General features: G+C 54.5%; 15 protein-coding genes and 2 pseudogenes. 12 read left to right on the top strand and 5 right to left on the bottom strand.

What is annotated here, in order from left to right; all coding sequences use genetic code 11:
- Position 1: 1 nt before the first annotated feature.
- From vgrG (ABLU87_RS27960) to ABLU87_RS27925, 8 genes and pseudogenes are all read left to right on the top strand, one after another.
- Positions 2–2,413 carry a type VI secretion system Vgr family protein gene (gene vgrG, locus ABLU87_RS27960; protein WP_025105884.1) on the top strand — a complete coding sequence of 804 codons (2,412 nt, stop codon included), beginning with the start codon at positions 2–4 and terminating at the stop codon, positions 2,411–2,413.
- Positions 2,414–2,424: 11 nt separating this feature from the next.
- Complete coding sequence (locus tag ABLU87_RS27955; protein ID WP_025105883.1) at positions 2,425–3,219, top strand: hypothetical protein; 795 nt, start codon at positions 2,425–2,427, stop codon at positions 3,217–3,219.
- The gene (locus tag ABLU87_RS27950) at positions 3,200–3,565 is read left to right on the top strand and encodes a hypothetical protein (RefSeq protein ID WP_129896993.1); all 366 of its coding nucleotides are present in this window, start codon (positions 3,200–3,202) and stop codon (positions 3,563–3,565) included. The genes ABLU87_RS27955 and ABLU87_RS27950 overlap by 20 nt, the downstream gene beginning before the upstream one ends.
- A 52-nt stretch (positions 3,566–3,617) precedes the next feature.
- Positions 3,618–3,927, top strand: a pseudogene (tssE, locus tag ABLU87_RS27945) (type VI secretion system baseplate subunit TssE); the annotation flags it as partial.
- Positions 3,928–3,940: 13 nt separating this feature from the next.
- Positions 3,941–5,214 (top strand): annotated as a pseudogene (vgrG, locus tag ABLU87_RS27940) (type VI secretion system tip protein VgrG); the annotation flags it as partial.
- A gap of 586 nt (positions 5,215–5,800) precedes the next feature.
- On the top strand, positions 5,801–6,889 hold the full coding sequence (locus ABLU87_RS27935; RefSeq protein ID WP_196942199.1) for an ABC transporter substrate-binding protein: 1,089 nt from the start codon (positions 5,801–5,803) through the stop codon (positions 6,887–6,889).
- Between the two features lie 71 nt (positions 6,890–6,960).
- Entirely contained in the window at positions 6,961–8,730 is a 1,770-nt protein-coding gene (locus ABLU87_RS27930) for an iron ABC transporter permease (RefSeq protein WP_025105882.1), read from the top strand.
- A complete protein-coding gene (locus ABLU87_RS27925) occupies positions 8,723–9,793 on the top strand; it encodes an ABC transporter ATP-binding protein (protein ID WP_196942200.1) in 1,071 nt (356 codons plus the stop codon). Before ABLU87_RS27930 ends, ABLU87_RS27925 begins: the two co-directional genes overlap by 8 nt.
- Positions 9,794–9,849: 56 nt before the next feature.
- Here ABLU87_RS27925 and ABLU87_RS27920 read toward each other — a convergent pair whose 3' ends face one another.
- From ABLU87_RS27920 to budA, 3 genes are read right to left on the bottom strand one after another with little or no spacing between them, the layout of a single operon-like run.
- Positions 9,850–10,620 (bottom strand): (S)-acetoin forming diacetyl reductase, encoded by a 771-nt coding sequence (locus ABLU87_RS27920; RefSeq protein WP_014838693.1) that lies wholly within the window; start codon positions 10,618–10,620, stop codon positions 9,850–9,852.
- 23 nt (positions 10,621–10,643) lie between these two features.
- Entirely contained in the window at positions 10,644–12,323 is a 1,680-nt protein-coding gene (gene alsS, locus ABLU87_RS27915) for an acetolactate synthase AlsS (RefSeq protein WP_014838692.1), read from the bottom strand.
- Between the two features lie 10 nt (positions 12,324–12,333).
- Positions 12,334–13,113, bottom strand: coding sequence for an acetolactate decarboxylase (gene budA / locus ABLU87_RS27910; RefSeq protein WP_004851637.1), 780 nt, complete (start codon positions 13,111–13,113; stop codon positions 12,334–12,336).
- Between the two features lie 106 nt (positions 13,114–13,219).
- Here budA and ABLU87_RS27905 point away from each other — a divergent pair, with 106 nt between their 5' ends.
- Positions 13,220–14,092 carry a LysR family transcriptional regulator gene (locus tag ABLU87_RS27905; protein ID WP_014229640.1) on the top strand — a complete coding sequence of 291 codons (873 nt, stop codon included), beginning with the start codon at positions 13,220–13,222 and terminating at the stop codon, positions 14,090–14,092.
- 28 nt (positions 14,093–14,120) lie between these two features.
- Here the strand turns inward: ABLU87_RS27905 and cspF are convergent, their stop codons facing one another.
- Positions 14,121–14,333, bottom strand: a complete 213-nt coding sequence (gene cspF / locus ABLU87_RS27900; RefSeq protein WP_004136705.1) for a cold shock-like protein CspF — start codon at positions 14,331–14,333, stop codon at positions 14,121–14,123.
- Between cspF and ABLU87_RS27895 the strand changes: the two genes are divergently transcribed.
- Positions 14,281–14,559, top strand: a complete 279-nt coding sequence (locus ABLU87_RS27895) for a hypothetical protein (RefSeq protein ID WP_162097154.1) — start codon at positions 14,281–14,283, stop codon at positions 14,557–14,559. The genes cspF and ABLU87_RS27895 overlap by 53 nt on opposite strands.
- Here ABLU87_RS27895 and ABLU87_RS27890 read toward each other — a convergent pair.
- Positions 14,504–14,674: a YnfU family zinc-binding protein gene (locus ABLU87_RS27890; RefSeq protein WP_213220741.1), complete on the bottom strand. Its 171-nt coding sequence runs from the start codon at positions 14,672–14,674 to the stop codon at positions 14,504–14,506. The two genes, ABLU87_RS27895 and ABLU87_RS27890, sit on opposite strands and share 56 nt — an antisense overlap.
- A gap of 464 nt (positions 14,675–15,138) precedes the next feature.
- Here ABLU87_RS27890 and ABLU87_RS27885 point away from each other — a divergent pair, with 464 nt between their 5' ends.
- A complete protein-coding gene (locus tag ABLU87_RS27885; RefSeq protein ID WP_025105878.1) occupies positions 15,139–16,326 on the top strand; it encodes a PLP-dependent aspartate aminotransferase family protein in 1,188 nt (395 codons plus the stop codon).
- Entirely contained in the window at positions 16,319–17,737 is a 1,419-nt protein-coding gene (locus tag ABLU87_RS27880) for a Na+/H+ antiporter NhaC family protein (RefSeq protein WP_122117590.1), read from the top strand. Before ABLU87_RS27885 ends, ABLU87_RS27880 begins: the two co-directional genes overlap by 8 nt.
- Positions 17,738–17,825 lie beyond the last annotated feature (88 nt).

Genomic DNA, 17,825 nt, shown 5'->3' with positions numbered 1-17,825 from the left:
AATGGATAACTGGTCAGCGCTTTTCGACGGACAGACCCGATACTTTCTGGATATCAATGACAGCACAGTGAAGCCGGATGTCCTGCGCTTTTACGGCAGGGAAGCCCTGAGCGAGCCGTTCAGATGGGACATTGAGTTCACCACGCTGCAGGCGAACATTCCCCCGGAGCAGGTGCTGATGAAATATGCCTCTTTCCGGATGCGTGGCGGCAAAAGCGTTCATGGCATGGTGACCCGCCTGGAATGGCTTTCCACCTCAAAGGATCAGTCTCACTACCGGCTTACGCTCAGTTCGCGCCTGGCGCTCCTGGGATACACCCGACAGTGCGCGGTATATCAGAATCAGTCCGTTCCTGAGGTGGTTGAGCGGGTGCTGCGTAAACACGGTCTGGAAGGTCCAGATTTTGAATTCAGACTGGAGCGCACCTATCCGGCGCGTGAAATTATCACTCAGTGGCAGGAGACGGATCTGCAATTCATCCAGCGCATTCTGTCTGAGGTGGGAATTTACTGGCGCACGGAGATGGACGACGTGCGCGGTCTGGATACGTACATTTTTGCCGACAGCCAGCTTAACGACCAGTTTGATGTGCGCCTGCCGTACAGCGAGCCATCGGGGTTGTTCGACGGCGCGGCAGAATCGGTCTGGGATGTGCGGACCTGGCACAACATAGCCACCGGCACTGTCGTCACGCGGGATTACAACTACCGGACCGCCACCACGCCGATGGATGCGGCGGTGAGTGTGCGCAGTGATGCGGTCACCACCGGGGAGCATTACCGCTACGCGGCACCTTATCGTGAAGCGGGCGATAACGCCAGCCCGGAGCCGGAAACCGAATCTGGCGCATTCTACGCCCGACTTCACCACGAGCGGGAGCTCAACAAATCAGCCCGTATCCACCTGTTCAGCAACGCCTCACACCTCACTCCCGGGCAGGTGCTGGAGCCGCAGGGCGATGTCATTACGGCCCTGCAAGAAGGCGTGATCCTCACGCTGGTGACCTTCCGTGGCGCCCGGGATTCCCGTCTGCATGTGTCAGTCTGGGGCCAGCCTTACACCGAACGGTACTGTTTCCGCCCGGCGGAAATCCCGCGTCCGGAAATTCACGGCACGCTTCCGGCCCGGGTTGAGAGCCGGGAGAAGAATGATATCTACGCGCACCTGGACGAGCAGGGGCGCTACCGGGTGAAGCCGGACTTCGACCGGGAGGGGACGGAACCCGCTTACGGTTACCTGTGGCTGCGGATGGCGAAACCTTATGCCGGTGAAACGCTGGGCTGGCATACGCCGCTCATCGATGGCACCGAAGTGGCGATTGCGTACAGCAACGGCGATATTGACCTGCCGTACATCGCGTATGCGCTGCACGACTCGGAGCACCCGGACCACGTCACCCGCGACAACCCTACCCGTAACGTGTTACGCACCCCGGCGAATAACAAGCTGCGGATGGAGGATAAGCGCGGTGAGGAGCACATCAAACTTGCCACGGAGTACGGCAAGACCCAGCTCAACAGCGGGCACCTGGTGGATGCACAGGGGCAACGTCGCGGCACGGGCACCGAGCTGCGCACCGACGAGTGGGGAACCCTGAGAGCCGGGAAGGGACTGTTTGTCAGCGCAGATGCGCAGGCGAAAGCGCAGGGTGACGCACTGGATATGAGCGCTGCGCTGAAGGAAATCGACAGGCTTAATCAGCAACTGCAGCAGCTGGAAATGGCCGCAGAAAAAGCGCAGGCGCTGAAGGGCGATGTCGACAGCCAGATAGAGATGTTTGAGCAGCGGCTGAAACCGCTCAATGAAGCGGTGCTTTTCTCGGCGCCGGAAGGCGTGGCCCTGACCAGTGGTGAAGATATGCAGCTGGCCGCTGAACGGAACCTTGCGCTAAACGCCGGAGAAGACTTCAGTGTTGGAGTGATGGGCAATGCGACCGCTTTGATCGGGGAGAAGCTGGGGCTCTTTGCCCGCACCGGTCAACTGAGCCTGAAATCCGGGGAAGGGCCAATAGATGTCCAGGCACAAAACGCCAGTATGCGGTTGTTCGCTGAGAAGAAGCTGACGCTGAGCTCAGCGAGTGACATCTCCTTTGCCGGAAAGAAACGTATCACCCTAATTGGTGGTGGCAGTTACCTGAAGCTTGAGGCCGGGAAGATCGAGTATGGTACGACAGCATCGTATTTGCGCAAAGTAAAGCGGACTATGTTTGCTGGTGCAACCGATCTACCAATTGAGTCAATGAAGCAGATGACAATGATCATTCAGTATTACGACAGAAAGTTAAATTTCTCTTCAAATGTCAATTATCGTGTTGAAACATCGGATGGAGAGGAACTACTTTCTGGCTTCGGCACAGATGGATACATAGACAAAAGAGACAGTGAACATGAATATTGGATATTTGTAAGCTGAGCAATAATACCATGAAAAAAATAAATATTGAAATAGATGGAACCCCCTATCTGATAGTTACAAAGGATGGAAAGACTGAGCTGGGCATAAAAGGAAAAACAACTCCAGAAAATGACAGCACACCTCATGACATTAAAGTACCAAACGTTTTAATTATCACCAGAAAAAACGGTGAGGTTCTATTTGTTTTACGAGGTGCCGAAGAGGATGGGTTTTCAATATTAACGGCTCAAACCCTTTATGATCATTTTCAATATCAATGGTTTGAGCCGTTAGCAGATAACTATAGGGAATTACTTTTTATTAATGACGCAGACTATGCTAAAGAAGCATATAAAATATTTACATGGGATGATATAGCTAAGTTTTCCTTGATTGACAGACCATCATATAGTTTTTATAAAAATATGGAAGGAGATTGGAAGCAGAACCCTGAAGGTGGAGCAGGATATCTTTTGGTATTAATCTCCGACATCCCCTATTGGACGGACGCCGTGGGCCAGATACCATTTGCCGTTGACACCTACCGTAGCACTCAGAGCATAACTAAAACAGTACAAATCGGAATTGAATGGGGTGCAGGTACAATAACAGGGAGTGAGGACTATTCCAATGAGTATGATAATTATTTCGTATTAAGAGGGGCTTTATTTGCTAGCAAGAATTTTACATATAAAGTAACATCTACGGGAAAATCTTATCCAGCAGTTGAAGTTAAAGAAATAAGTAACTCAGTAAAAGCAGAAATGCTTGGTGCCCCAATAAAAAATAGTGAGTTGGAAAAATATGGAATTTGGAAAAAATAAAACCATTGCAATAAATATTCTAATTGCAGTCCTTGGATGCATTCTTGTTGTCACTGTTCATTATTTCGGCTACAAATGGTATATGGATCATTTCACTACTCGAAGTAGAGGTGTTGGTCTTGGATTTGTAATGTTATACATGCGGTGCATTATTATTCCAATAATATTTCTCTCAGCCTTCATTAAATTAAAACATTCAATACCCATCCTTGGTGTGGCTTTTGTATTTATGTTTTATACATGGTATGGAACAAATCCACTTCGCGTAATGTTGATGTTTGGTTCCTCATTATCCGGTTACGCAATAATTATTCTTGCAAAAAAATTAAAACGAAATATAGGATAATTCCTATTCCTTAGGACCTAAACCTCTATCATTTTATATAATTCGATATATTATGAATCAAAAAGCGCCCTCCTTAATATGAAATTCTTACTGGCAACTTTACAGGGGATCTTCCCCTTGAAGTTGTAAACGAAGAAGATCAGGTCATTTTATCTGTACTGGATAACATCCAGCATATTTTGAACGCCCGGGCCGGGACCATATCCCATCTCCCAGATTATGGTTTGCCGGATATGACCAAGATTCTGCAAGGCATGCCCGGGACAGCCCACGAGCTGATCGATACGTTGGCCGGTGTACTACTCAAGTATGAACCTCGTTTACAGTCACACAATGTGACCCTACTCGAACAGCAAGTGCCGTGCCTCTTTCCGGATGCGGAGCGGCAAAAGTGTGCACGGCATGGTGACCCGCCTGGAATGGCTTTCCACCTCAAAGGACCAGTCTCACTACCGGCTTACGCTCAGTTCGCGCCTGGCGCTCCTGGGATACACCCGACAGTGCGCGGTATATCAGAATCAGTCCGTTCCTGAGGTGGTTGAGCGGGTGCTGCGTAAACACGGTCTGGAAGGTCCAGATTTTGAATTCAGACTGGAGCGCACCTATCCGGCGCGTGAAATTATCACTCAGTGGCAGGAGACGGATCTGCAATTCATCCAGCGCATTCTGTCTGAGGTGGGAATTTACTGGCGCTCGATGATGGACGATGTGCGCGGTCTGGATACGTACATTTTTGCCGACAGCCAGCTTAACGACCAGTTTGATGTGCGCCTGCCGTACAGCGAGCCATCGGGGTTGTTCGACGGCGCGGCAGAATCGGTCTGGGATGTGCGGACCTGGCGCAACGTGGCCACCAGCACTGTCGTCACGCGGGATTACAACTACCGGACCGCCACCACGCCGATGGATGCGGCGGTGAGTGTGCGCAGTGATGCGGTCACCACCGGGGAGCATTACCGCTACGCGGCACCTTATCGTGAAGCGGGCGATGACGCGAGCCCGGAGCCGGAAACCGAATCTGGCGCGTTCTACGCCCGACTTCACCACGAGCGGGAGCTGAACAGGTCGGCCCGCATTCACCTGTTCAGCAATGCTGCACACCTCACTCCCGGGCAGGTGCTGGAGCCGCAGGGCGACGTCATTACGGCCCTGCAAGAAGGCGTGATCCTCACGCTGGTGACCTTCCGTGGCGCCCGTGATTCCCGTCTGCATGTGTCAGTCTGGGGCCAGCCTTACACCGAACGTTACTGTTTCCGCCCGGCGGAAATCCCGCGTCCGGAAATTCACGGCACGCTTCCGGCCCGGGTTGAGAGCCGGGAGAAGAATGATATCTACGCTCACCTGGATGAGCAGGGGCGCTACCGGGTGAAGCCGGACTTCGACCGGGAGAGCACGGAGCCGGGCTACGGCTATCTTTGGCTGCGGATGGCGAAGCCGTACTCTGGTGATACATACGGCTGGCACACCCCGCTCACCGACGGTACCGAAGTGGCCATCGCGTACAGCAGAGGCGACATCGACCTGCCGTATATTTCCCACACTTTACATGACTCTGAACATCCGGACCCCGTTACCCGTGACAACCACACCCGCAACGGGCCACAGCCCCGGCAAACAACACGCTGTGGATGAGGGACTGCCGGGGAGAGGTCCGGTCAAACTCGCCACGAACTCCCTTTATCTCGTCTCTGTGGGTTGTGCCCACCGCCATTTCAGCTCCTGAGCGCTTTCGGGCTCGTCAACGCATTCTTCCTCCCGTGCTCGTTTCTTGTTCACGATGGCGATGACATGGTGAACAGCGATCTTTTCTTCAAAACAGTGGCTTCAGCGTGTTTTTGTGATTTTTGTCATATTCATATCAGCTGTCATTTTTTAGTTCATTTGATGAAATGCCTTTTCATTACGTTATTTAACAGCTCAATTGTAAGGCCGATCGCAAAATTTACCCTGATGGCAATATCCATAAGCTCGATTGATGTTCGCCCGGCGCCAGCGGGTGTTATTTTTGTGTGTAAGAAAACGCAATACTGAGGGGTAAGAAACAGAAAAACTTAATCTTTTCTTAATATTTCCGCCCAACAACCTTTATCTCTTTAGCCGCGCCCCACGAATCTTCCTTTAAATTACGCCAGCGTCACAAAAGCCGTAAAAAAACAAACCCCGGCGTTGCAAGGCTCTGGCGTCCCGCTATATGTTAAATTTAAGTTTAATAATTGATATCTAAAGGTTGATTTTATGTATATGAAAATTAGTGGGTTAGTGATTTCACTGACGGCAGCTATCTCCGGACAGGTCCTTGCCGCAGTTCCTCAGGGCTACCCGGCGGATTATCAAAAGGTGGTGGATGCCGGGATTAAAGAAGGCAAAGTGGTTATCTATTCAACGACCGATACCAAGGCCGCAGGCCCGTTAATTAAAGGCTTTGAAGCGCAATATCCCGGCATTAAAGTTGAATATAACGATATGAACAGCACCGAATTGTACAACCGCTATATCAGCGAACAGGCGGCGGGCGGCGGCAGCGGCGACGTGGTCTGGAGCTCTTCCATGGATACGGCGCTGAAGCTCGCCACCGATTACGCCGAAGAGTACGCCTCGCCGGAGCGGGATAAGCTGCCAAAATGGGCGGTCTGGCAACAGAAAGCCTACGGCACGACCTACGAGCCGGTGGTCTTTATCTACAATAAGCGGCTGATCCCTCAGGGCGAAGTTCCGGACTCGCATACCGCGCTGGCGAAGCTGATCGCCGGCCAGGCCGATAAATTCAAAGGTAAGGTCACGACTTATGATATTGAAAAATCGGGTCTGGGTTTTATGCTGGCGGTACAGGACAGCAAAGCCGATGCCAGCTACTTTGACGATCTGGCGGGCATAGCGAAAGGCGGCCTGACCGTGCAATCGTCCACCGGTACGATGATGGAGCGCGTCTCCTCCGGGGAAAACCTGATTGGCTACAATATTCTCGGATCCTACGCGGAGGCGCGGGCCAAAAACGATCCTTCGCTCGGCATCTCCTATCCGAAAGATTATGTACTGGTGCTCTCGCGGGTCTCTTTTATTACCGCAGAAGCCGAGAACCTTAATGCCGCGAAGCTGTGGTTTGATTACGTGCTGTCGGAAAAGGGACAAAGCATCCTGGCGAACCAGGCCGATATTCCCTCCCTGCGCAATGATATCGAAGGTAAAAATGATATCGACGGTATGACCAAAATGCTCGGTAGCGCGCTGAAGCCTATTCCGGTCGATGAAACGCTGCTGGCGTATCTTGAGCCGAAACAACGACTGGAGTTTATCAAACAGTGGCGCACCGCCGCGGCGAAATAACCCTCCGGCGCTGCGCATCATTTCAGGATGCGCAGCCCGCTTAACGCCCGCCAGGTTTAAAGGGATCGCTTATGAATGTCTTACGTCGAAAATGGCAGGGTTTGCCGCGCGGTATCGTCGTCGTGATGACGGCGCTGGCGATTTATGTCCCGCTGTTATTTATCGTGGTGCAGAGCTTTCTCTCGGCGCCTTTTTTTGCCCGCACGAAATCGTTCAGCCTCGAAGCCTTCGCCTTCATCTTTAGCGACCCGGATTTTTATCTGGCGCTCAAGTCCGGGTTTATTCTGGCCTTTGGTCTGGTGGCGATTGCCATCCCCCTCGGCGGGATCCTCGCCTTTTTAATGGTACGTACCGATTTACCCGGGCGGCGGTTTATCGAGCCGCTGATTCTGGTACCGATTTTCGTTTCGCCGATGGTACTGGGCTTTGGTTACGTGGTGGCGGCCGGGCCGGTGGGCTTCTTTTCGCAGTGGGCCGAGCAGCTGATCGGCTTCGTGCCGTGGAATATTTACTCGATGTTCAGCATCGTGGTAATTGCCGGGCTGACGCACGTTCCGCATGCCTATCTCTATATCTCTTCCGCGCTGCGCAGCGTCGGATCGGATGTCGAGGAGGCCGCGCGGACGGTGGGCGCATCGCCGCTGCAGGTGATGACCTCGGTGAGCCTGCCGATGGTGCGACCGTCGATACTCTACGCCTGCGTACTGCTGTTTTTCCTCGGCCTGGAGGTATTTGGCCTGATGCTGGTGCTGGGCGATCCGGAAGGCAACATGGTGCTGGCGACCTATCTCTATAAGCTCACCAACAAGCTCGGTACGCCTTCTTATCACCTGATGGCGGCGGTGGCGGTGGTCCTGATCTGCATCACCGTTCCGCTGGTGATGCTCCAGCGCCGCCTGATGCGCACCGCCAACCGCTTTGTCACCATGAAGGGAAAAGCGTCCCAGGCCCGCGCGCTGCCGCTGGGGAAATGGCGCTGGGTCGCCGGGATTGTGGTGGTGGCATGGCTGACGGTCACCATTGGGGTGCCGCTGATCGGCGTGGCGCTGCGGGCCTTTATTTCAAACTGGGGCGTGGGCGTTTCGCTGTGGGATGAACTCTCGCTGGCGACGTTCCGTAACATCTGGCAGCAGCCGAATCTGCTGCGCGCCATCGTTAACTCCATGGCGATTGGGGTGATTGGCGGCGCGCTGGCGGTGGTCTGCTATCTGTTCGTGGGCATCGCGATGCACCGCAAACCGGATAACGTCACGCGCTTTCTGGACTATAGCGTGCTGGTGCCGCGCGCGGTGCCCGGGCTGCTGGCCGGGCTGGCGTTTCTGTGGGTATTTCTGTTTCTGCCGATGTGGCTCGATCAGTCGCTGAAAAACGGCTGGCTCTCGGCGCTGCCGGTGGCAGACTGGCTGCGTGAACATCTGATCGTTCAGCTGCGCGCGCTGCGTAACACCATTTTTAGCGTCTGGCTGGCCTATACCGTCGTATGGATGGCTTACGGGCTGCGGCTCATCTCCTCGACGCTGCTGCAGGTAGCGCCGGAGCTGGAGGAGGCCGCACGCAGTACCGGCGCATCGCGCGGGCAGATCACCCGCCACGTCACGGTTCCGCTGTCGCGCTACGGCTTAATCGGCTCCTGGCTGCTGATGTTTCTTATCTTCGAGCGCGAATATTCCACCGGGGTTTATCTGCTCTCTCCGGGCACCGAAACCATCGGTTCGATGCTGGTGTCGCTGTGGGCGGCGGGGGCTATCGATATCGTTGCCGCGCTCTCCTTTATTAATATTCTGCTGGTGGTCGTGGGCCTGGGTATCGCCCTGCGCTTTGGAGTGAAATTACATGATTGAATTATCGGTAGAAAACCTGCATCTGACCTACGGTGATAATCCGGTGCTCAAGGGCGTGTCAATGGAACTGAAGCGGGGTGAGGTGGTCTCGCTGCTCGGGCCATCGGGCAGTGGAAAAACCACGCTGCTGCGGGCGGTAGCCGGGCTGGAGAAGCCGACCAGCGGCATTATCACTATTGGTAAAACCCGCGTCTATGACGGCAACCCGCGTAGCGAAATCCCGGCGGAGGCGCGCAACCTGGGGCTGGTATTTCAGTCCTACGCGCTGTGGCCGCATAAAACGGTGTTTGAAAACGTGGCGTATCCGCTGAAGCTGCGTAAGGTTGCCGCCGCGGAGATCAAGCAGCGGGTGCAGACCGTGCTTGAACAGCTGGGTCTGGGGCATCTTGGCAATCGCCATCCGCACCAGCTCTCCGGAGGGCAGCAGCAGCGCGTGGCCATCGGCCGGGCGCTGGTTTACAACCCGCCGGTAATTCTGCTGGATGAGCCGCTGTCGAATCTTGACGCCAAGCTGCGGGAAGAGGCGCGGGTCTTTTTGCGCGAGCTGATCATCAAGCTGGGGCTGTCGGCGCTGATGGTCACGCACGATCAGAACGAGGCGATGGCGATTTCCGATCGCATTCTGCTGCTCAATAACGGGGTGATCGAGCAGCAGGGAACGCCGCAGGAGATGTACGGTAGCCCGAGAACGCTGTTTGCCGCCGAGTTTATGGGCAGCAATAACCGGCTGCATGGCACCGTCACCGCTCTGGATAATGGTCGGGCGCGAATTGAGGGCGCCAGCTGGGCGCTGTGGGGGATGGTCGGGGAGGGGGTCAAGGTGGGGGAAGAGGCGACGGCGGTGATCCGCGTTGAACGCCTGCGCATCGCCTCAGCGCCTGAGGAGAATATGCTGGCATTGCCGCTGCTGACCAGTATGTATCTCGGCGACCGCTGGGAGTACCTGTTTCGCACCGAGGGCGATGATTTCGCCATTCGCGCCTACGGCAGCGCGCTGCGCGATGCCGAGCGCTGCCATCTGGCCTTGCCCGTCAGCGACCTGTGGATCTTCCCTAAAGGGTGAGATAAAAAAGCCCCGGCGCTGAAGCCGGGGCAAACCATGTCAGAGCTTATTTATTATTAGCTAAATACCATGCCGCCATCGATCAGCAGCGATTGGCCGGTCATATAGTTGGAGTCCGGACCGGCGAGATAAGAGACGCAGGCCGCGACGTCTTCCGGCTCGGAAAGCCGTCCAAGGGTAATGCGTTTGGCGAACTCCTGGGTCCCGTAGCCCAGCGGTTTACCCGCCGCTTCGGAAACCTGACGGTCGATTTCCGCCCACATTGGGGTTTTAACGATCCCCGGGCAGTAGCCGTTAACGGTAATTCCCAGATGCGCCAGATCGCGGGCGGCGGTTTGCGTCAGGCCGCGCACGGCAAACTTACTTGAGCTATAGACCGCCAGTTCCGGGTTACCCACGTGGCCCGCCTGGGAGCAGGCGTTGATGATTTTGCCGCCGTGGCCCTCTTTTTTAAACGCCTCTACCGCGGCCTGGATACCCCAGATAACGCCTTTGACGTTGATATTGTAGACTTTATCGATCACGTCCTCGCGAATCTCTTCGATAGGCGTGGAGGGGGCCACCCCGGCGTTGTTCACAATCACGTCAAAACCGCCCAGGCCCTTCCGCGCCTGTTCTACGGCGGCAAAAACCTGGTCGCGTTTAGAGACATCCACCTTCACCGCCAGCGCCTGACCGCCGCCGCGGTTAATTTCATCGGCGACCGCCTGTGCGGTGGCGTCATTGTAATCGGCGATAGCCACGGCAAAACCATCTTTAACCAGGCGAAGGGCGATAGCTTTCCCGATGCCCTGGCCCGCGCCGGTCACGAGTGCGACTTTTTTCATTGCTGGATTCCTTCTGTAGTGACTCAAAGTATTTGACTGAGATGAAGCTGGCCCATCAGCAGCGGGTTGTCGCTGTAATCAACGGGGATGGCGACCACGGCGGGGCCGTCGACGTCCATCGCCGCCCGCAGCGTCGGCTCAAGGGCGGCAGCGCTCTCTACCGCAAACCCTTTGGCGCCGAAGGCTTCGGCGTAGGCTTTAAAGTCCACCGGACCGAACTCAACGCCGGAGAGCCGCTGGTATTTTTTCTCTTCCTGAATCGCCACCATGTTGTAGCCGTTATCGACCCAGATGATATGCAGGACGTTAGCTTTTAGCCGTACGGCGGTCTCCAGCTCCATACTGGATTGCAGGAAGCCGCCGTCGCCGGAAACCGAAACCACTTTGCGCTGCGGGTTCACCAGCCAGGCGCCAATCGCCCACGGCAGCGCCACCCCCATGGTCTGCTGGCCGTTGGAAATCATGACCTGACGGGCGCGGAAGCTGTAGAGATAGCGGGCGATCCAGATATGAAAGCTCCCCATATCGACGGTTAGCGTCACGTCGCTGTTGACGATGTCCTGCATGGCGCGAACGATGCGCAGCGGATGAAGGGCAAACTGGTTCAGCTGCGCGCCGCGGCGGTCGAGCAGCTCCCGCTGATGCTGGCGGTCAACCAGGATCTCGGCGGCCTGCGGCGACAGCACCAGCTGGTGGTCGATACGCTGAGAGAGTTTGTTCAGGGTGGCGGCAATATTGCCGACCAGCTCGATGTCCGGGGTATAGTTGCGCTCTTCGTAAGCCGGCAGTACATCGATATGCACCAGCGTGGCGTTGCCGTTATTCCACATGGCCGGTTCGTACTCCACCGGGCTATAGCCGATGCAGATGACCAGGTCGGCGAGATGCAGGAGTCGATCCCCCGCCTGGTTATTGAACAGCCCAACCCGCCCGGCAAAGCGGGTAAAGTGGTCCTGATTCACCGCGCCGGCGGCCTGATAGGTGCTGGTAACCGGGATATGGCTTTTTTTCAGCAATTCACGCAGCGCCGCGCTGTTTTCCGCCTGGCTGGCCATCAGGCCGAGCAGGAATATCGGATTTTTAGCGCCGGCAATCATCTTCGCGACTCGCTCAATGGCTTCGTCCGGCGCCGCGCCGGTCTGCGGCGCATCGCTGGCGGGCAGAACCCTGGCGTGGACCGGCCCGTCGACCACGTCCTGCGGCAGGCTGACGAAGGCGCTGCCGGGGCGTCCCTGCTCGGCTGCGCGAAACGCGTTGGAAACCACTTCCGCCAGCGCTTCCGCGGCGGTGACTTCCACCGAGTATTTGGTTACCGGACTAAACATCGCCACCGTATCCATACTCTGGTGCACCTGTTTGGCCTTGTCGGCGCGTTTTACCGCACCGCCCAGCGCCACCACCGGGTCGCCTTCGCTGTTTGCGGTGGCCATGCCGGTAATCAGGTTAGAGCAGCCGGGGCCGGACGTGACCAGCGCGACGCCCGCTTTCCCGGTGATGCGGCCAACCGCGGCGGCCATAAACGCGGCGTTGGCTTCGTGGCGTACCGGAATAATGCGAATGGAGGAGTCCAGCAGCGAATCGAAGACTTTATCGATTTTGGCCCCTGGAATGCCGAACACCTGTTGTACGCCCTGCGCCTCAAGCTGGCTGACGATAAGGTCGGCGCCGTGCGCCCACTGGCGCGGTTGATGTTGATTATCCACGAGAATCTCCTTAGTTTTCGACTGAGCGAATGGCGGCATCAAGATTGTCAGGATGCAGATCCGCCTGCAGGAAGGCGCTATCGGCAGGAAGGTCAATCATCAATTTGTGGATCTCACCAAAGGTCAGCACGCCGTGGTCGAGCTGATAATCGAGCAGATGGCCGCCGCCCTGGCGGTCATCGGTGATGAAGTGTTCGTGGTAGCCGGCAACGTTAATGCCCTGCATATGCTGCGGCGTGCGAAACCCCACCAGCACCCCTTCGCGCTGGTTGAAGCGGAAAACGGGCTGGTCGTCGAGCACGTCGGTCATCGCCCGGTAGGGCGGCGTCTGGCGCGGTACGGTGCGGGTATGGGCGTGGCGAAAATGGCCGTTGATACGCAGGGCGCAGAACAGATTATCGGAGGGGATTTGCCGGTCGATAATGTCGTGCAGCTGTTCGCGGCTGACCGGTTTATCAAACGTTTTGCGGTACTGCGGCTGAAACCAGGTCATCACCGCGAAGGGCGTGCGCTGTTCCATTCGGGCTTTACGGGCGCTGCCGTCGGCGCGCAGCTGGTAAACCTCGCTGCTAAACGCGATCAGCTCGCCGTCCAGTTCATTAAAGGTGCCCAGGCCGAAATCGCCGTGGGTGAGCAAATCGGCGATGGTGGTATTGCCCTCATAAACGCCGCTCAACAGCGCGCTCATCAGAGAAGTCTGGTAGATGACGCTATCGGGATGTTGCGCGGAAAATCCTCGTAGAGTTTCACACAGGCTCTCTTCGCAAGAGCATTCAGCAGAATGGTTCATTACCCGCTTCCTCGTTCAACGAATATCAGAAAGGTTAAATAAATGTTGACGCGATTCAGCTCACAGTTCCAATATAGAATCTATGATTGTTTGAGACGTTTTCGATATGGAACTTCGTTATCTGCGCTACTTCGTCGCCGTCGCTGAGGCGCGACACTTCACTAAAGCGGCAAAAGAACTTGGCATCTCCCAGCCGCCATTAAGCCAGCAAATACAGAGACTTGAACGGGAAATTGGCACACCGCTTTTCCGCCGTTTAACCCGCGGCGTCGAGCTGACGGAAGCGGGGGAGTCTTTCTATGAGGATGCCTGCCAGATCCTGGCATTAAGCGACGCGGCGCTGGAAAAGACCAAGGGGATCGCCCGCGGGTTGAACGGCCGACTCTCGCTGGGCATTACCAGTTCTGATGCCTTTCATCCGCAGATCTTTAGCCTGCTCCAGCAGTTTCAGCACAGTCACCCGGGAGTCACGTTACATCAGGTCGAGGGCAATATGGCGACGCTGATGGGGGCGCTTGGCGAAGCGGAGCTGGATATCGCTTTTGTGCGCCTGCCCTGTGAAAGCAGTAAAGCGTTCAACCTGCGAATTATCGACCAGGAGCCGATGGTGATTGCGCTGGCGCGTTCGCATCCGCTGTCGTCCCATAGCGAGCTGACGCTGGAGCAGTTAACGGACGTGGCGCCGATTCTTTTCCCGCGGGAAGTGGCTCCGGGGCTGTATGAGCTGGTGTATAACAGCTATCTGCGCGCCGGTATTGATATGCAACGAACGTATCAGTCATCGCAAATATCATCGTCGTTAAGCATGGTGGAGGCCGGATTCGGGTTTGCGCTGGTGCCGCAGTCCATGACCTGCATCACGCTACCTAACGTCAGCTATCACCCTTTGTCGGGCACGCCGCTAAAAACCGATATTGCTATCGCCTGGCGACGCTACGAGCGCTCGCGCACGGTGAAGCGTTTTCTGGCCATGTTTTAATCCGCTCGGTAGCGCCTGGAGCCGGTGTTTACGAAAGATAGACATTGGCGGCGGTTGGCCCTCGCAGTCCGTTAACGCGACGAAATTCAACGCGGATTCCCGGGCTGATTGTGGTGGGTTCGCCGGGCGATAATGCGGAAATATGAACCTGAACGTCTTTGCGACCATCTGAGGGGATTATCAGGCCTTTGCCTGTTTTATTATCAAATGCTTTGACAATACCTGTCATTTTTTGGAACAACGAAATACCTTTTAAATATGAAAACCGCCACGACTATACAGTAAGCGCGCGGGAAGTCTATTCAAATCAAAATAAAACCCGCGCTGGCGGGCTTTTTTTCGCCAAAAGAGATCGGCGCTGGCTGATTATTGCTCAGCCACGCGCGGCAATCGGCATCTGGCAAGAGAAAATTATGCAGCGGGTCGTGATGAGGACTGAAAGAGTTTATGGCAGTAGGGACAAATGAGTTGTGCACCTTTTTGGACTCGGCTGAAGCTGTGTTCTGAATCCTGGGAGCAGTTAGGGCAGGAGCATTTAACGAGATAATTACGGCGAGTTTTAGCGTCTTTGCGTTCTGACATATGATATTTCCTGATTTAAGAGCGTATGACCATACAGCATTCTACAGAAAATAGCTCTAACTCATTCTTCGCAGCGGTGGTTCAGGCTGTGAGCGGCAGGACGAAAAAAAAGATCCAGCGGAAGCGTGCAGGAGAGGATTTTTCCCCTATTTTTTGTGATTAACATCACTCTTTAAAATAAAATCAATTTATATCAATTAATTAGCGATCATCGATTTTGGCGTGTAGAGAACATTTTTCTCCATTTTTCCCGGAATAGAGTGAAAATAGGCAAAATTTTCTTCCTCGTCTGATATACATTTTAATAGTGATTGAAGGACGCAAATCACGCTGTTAATGATGAAATAGCTATTCCTTTTTGGCTATTAAACGGAGTTTTGGCTGTTGTTTTATTCGCCAGCTCCGCCGAAGGCGTCAATAAAAAATCACGACCTTTATGTCTAATAATAATTTGAGTGTACTCTATGAAAACCAAAACTAAAGATATTGCAACCCTGGCGGTACACGCTGGAAATCAATCCGATCCGGTAACTAACGCTATATTTACGCCGATCGTCACGGCCAGCTCATTTATTCAACCTAACCTTTATGAAGGCGGCGATTTTTGTTATTCCCGGGTCTCTAATCCAACGCGTCAGGCTTATGAATCGGCGCTTGCCGAGCTGGAAGGCGGCATTTACGCCACCGCCACCGCATCGGGAATGGCGGCCACCAATATCGTGATGGAACTCTTGCCCAAAGATGCCCATATTATCGCCATGAAAGGCGTCTATGGAGGAACCTGGCGGCTGTTCGAAAAATTAAAAACGCGTACCACCGGCGCCACGATTTCCTATATCGATTTGAATGATGAGCAAAGCCTGATGGCCGCTATTCAGGAAAATACCGCTTTAATCTGGATTGAAACACCGACCAATCCCTTACTGGAACTGGTCGATATCGCGAAAGTGTGCCGTATTGCTAAAGCACGCGCCATTACTACCTGCGTCGATAATACCTTTGCCAGCGCCTGGAATCATAAGCCGCTTGAAATGGGCGCGGATATGGTCATGCTCTCTACCAGTAAATATGTCGGCGGACATTCAGATTTAATTGGCGGCGCGGTAATCACCAATAATGAAACGCTGGCATCGAAGCTCGACTTTATTAAAACCACCATCGGTTCCATTGCCTCGCCATTCGATGCCTATCTTGCTCTGCGCGGTATGAAAACGCTGGATCTGCGCATGGCGCGTCAGTGCGGCAATGCGCTGCGGGTGGCTGAATATCTGGAAAACCATCCGGCGATTGCCAGCGTCTATTATCCCGGCCTGCCGTCGCACCCGCAGCATGCGCTGTGCAGAAAGCAAATGCGTTCAGGCGGCGCGGTGGTAACCGCAACGCTGAAGGGGGATATCCAGAGTCTGAAACGCTTCATCGGCGGTCTGCACTATTTTGTGCTGGCGGAATCGCTTGGCGGGGTGGAGAGCATGATCAACCATTCGGCTTCTATGTCCCACGGGTCGATGTCAAAAGAAGAGCGGGAGGCTATTGGGATTTACGACACGACGCTACGTTTCTCCGTCGGTATTGAGCATATCGATGATTTGCTGCAAGACCTTGACAGCGCCTTCGCCGCGATGGGCATCGCACAGGATAATCATCATGCATGACTATGGCATCTGGACGATTATTACCCCGCTGGTCACCATTATTCTGGCTATCCTGACTCGCCAGGTGATCCTTTCCCTGCTCACCGGCATTTTCGTTGGCTACGCGGTGATTAACCACAGTATTATCCAGGGCGTTGGCGCTACCCTGAACGGGATTATCGAAACCTTCGCTTCCGCCGGTAATGCGCGAACGATTGTTTTTATGGTGATGATCGGCGGTATTATGCGGCTGATTGTGGTGACCGGCGGCATGCGGAAACTGGTGCAGTTTCTGTCGGAAAAAAACGATTTCGTCACCAATAAAAAATCGGTCCAGCTGCTGGCGATGCTGGTGACATCGTTGATTTTTATCGAGAGCTCGATAAACCAGCTGATCGCCGGGGCATCGACGAAAAACCTTGCCCGACGCTATAAAGTCTCACCGGAAAAGATGTCCTATATTATCCAGACATCCTGCGTCTCCGTCTGCTCATCGGTGATGATCAACGGCTGGGGGGCGGCGATGATGGGCGTTATCGGCGTACAGATTGCGCAGGGGTACCTGACCGGCGGGCCATTTGAAGTCCTGGCAAGCTCAATGATCTGGAACACGATGGCCTGGTTTTCATTAGCCTCGGTGCTGTTTTATATTCTCTCCGGCTGCAGCTGGGGGCCGATGAAAAAGGCGGAGGTGAAGTTTGAAACGATCCAGACCGAAATAGAACAAGAGCATGGCGAAGAGGAGGCGGACTCGGTAATTGACCATCCGGCCTGCAATTCATTGCTGAACTTCTTTATTCCCATTCTTTCCACTGTGTTAATGGTTCCGGTTGTTCTGTATATTACCGGCGACGGACAATTCTCAAAAGGCAGCGGCTCGATGTCGGTCTACTCCGGCGTTATGTTTGGTACCGTCGTCTCTTTTATCTGGTTCCGCGCGCGCGGTATTCTGAACGTTGAGAACTTTTTCAAAGAGCTGTATATCGGCTACGCCAGCATGGTTAAAATTAGCTCAATCATGATCCTGGCTTTCCTGATGGGGCATATTTCAGCGGAACTGAATACCGGGCAGTATATCGCCTCCATTACCTCCGGCGTTATTCCATCAGGTTTCGCGATCGGCTTTATCTTTCTGATTGCCGCGGTGATGTCGCTGGCCACGGGCACCTCATGGGGGACCTTCGCCATTATGATTCCGATTGGCGTTCAGCTGGGCGTCTCAATAGGTATCGACCCGCACTTTATGATCGGCGCGGCGATTTCCGGTTCAATTTTTGGCGACATGACTTCCCCTATCTCCAGCGATGCCATCGTGGCCTCGATGGCGACCAGCTGCGACCATATTGAGCATATTCGTACCCAAATGCCTTATGCGCTGGTGACGGGTAGCCTGGCGCTCGTTGTTTATTTAATTGTCGGTTTTACGCTTTAACCTACAGATTTAAGGACGCAGGGCGGCGCCCGACCGGTAAAATGGGCGCGTTGAAGGCGTTTTTTATATCCGTCCCTGGAGAGAGGCA

Source organism: Klebsiella sp. CB_Kp196 (assembly GCF_040061575.1).
Taxonomy (GTDB): Bacteria; Pseudomonadota; Gammaproteobacteria; order Enterobacterales; family Enterobacteriaceae; genus Klebsiella; species Klebsiella michiganensis.
This window is presented reverse-complemented; position numbering and strand designations above follow the sequence as displayed.

What these genes read in the sequence shown, in the direction of transcription:
- ABLU87_RS27880 (WP_122117590.1), top strand. Translation starts at nt 16,319, where the DNA reads ATGCATGACTATGGCATCTGGACGATTATTACCCCGCTGGTCACCATT.
- vgrG (WP_025105884.1), top strand. Translation starts at nt 2, where the DNA reads ATGGATAACTGGTCAGCGCTTTTCGACGGACAGACCCGATACTTTCTG.
- ABLU87_RS27935 (WP_196942199.1), top strand. Translation starts at nt 5,801, where the DNA reads ATGTATATGAAAATTAGTGGGTTAGTGATTTCACTGACGGCAGCTATC.
- ABLU87_RS27930 (WP_025105882.1), top strand. Translation starts at nt 6,961, where the DNA reads ATGAATGTCTTACGTCGAAAATGGCAGGGTTTGCCGCGCGGTATCGTC.
- ABLU87_RS27885 (WP_025105878.1), top strand. Translation starts at nt 15,139, where the DNA reads ATGAAAACCAAAACTAAAGATATTGCAACCCTGGCGGTACACGCTGGA.
- ABLU87_RS27890 (WP_213220741.1), bottom strand. Translation starts at nt 14,674, where the DNA reads ATGTCAGAACGCAAAGACGCTAAAACTCGCCGTAATTATCTCGTTAAA.
- ABLU87_RS27925 (WP_196942200.1), top strand. Translation starts at nt 8,723, where the DNA reads ATGATTGAATTATCGGTAGAAAACCTGCATCTGACCTACGGTGATAAT.
- budA (WP_004851637.1), bottom strand. Translation starts at nt 13,113, where the DNA reads ATGAACCATTCTGCTGAATGCTCTTGCGAAGAGAGCCTGTGTGAAACT.
- ABLU87_RS27905 (WP_014229640.1), top strand. Translation starts at nt 13,220, where the DNA reads ATGGAACTTCGTTATCTGCGCTACTTCGTCGCCGTCGCTGAGGCGCGA.
- ABLU87_RS27950 (WP_129896993.1), top strand. Translation starts at nt 3,200, where the DNA reads ATGGAATTTGGAAAAAATAAAACCATTGCAATAAATATTCTAATTGCA.
- ABLU87_RS27955 (WP_025105883.1), top strand. Translation starts at nt 2,425, where the DNA reads ATGAAAAAAATAAATATTGAAATAGATGGAACCCCCTATCTGATAGTT.
- ABLU87_RS27920 (WP_014838693.1), bottom strand. Translation starts at nt 10,620, where the DNA reads ATGAAAAAAGTCGCACTCGTGACCGGCGCGGGCCAGGGCATCGGGAAA.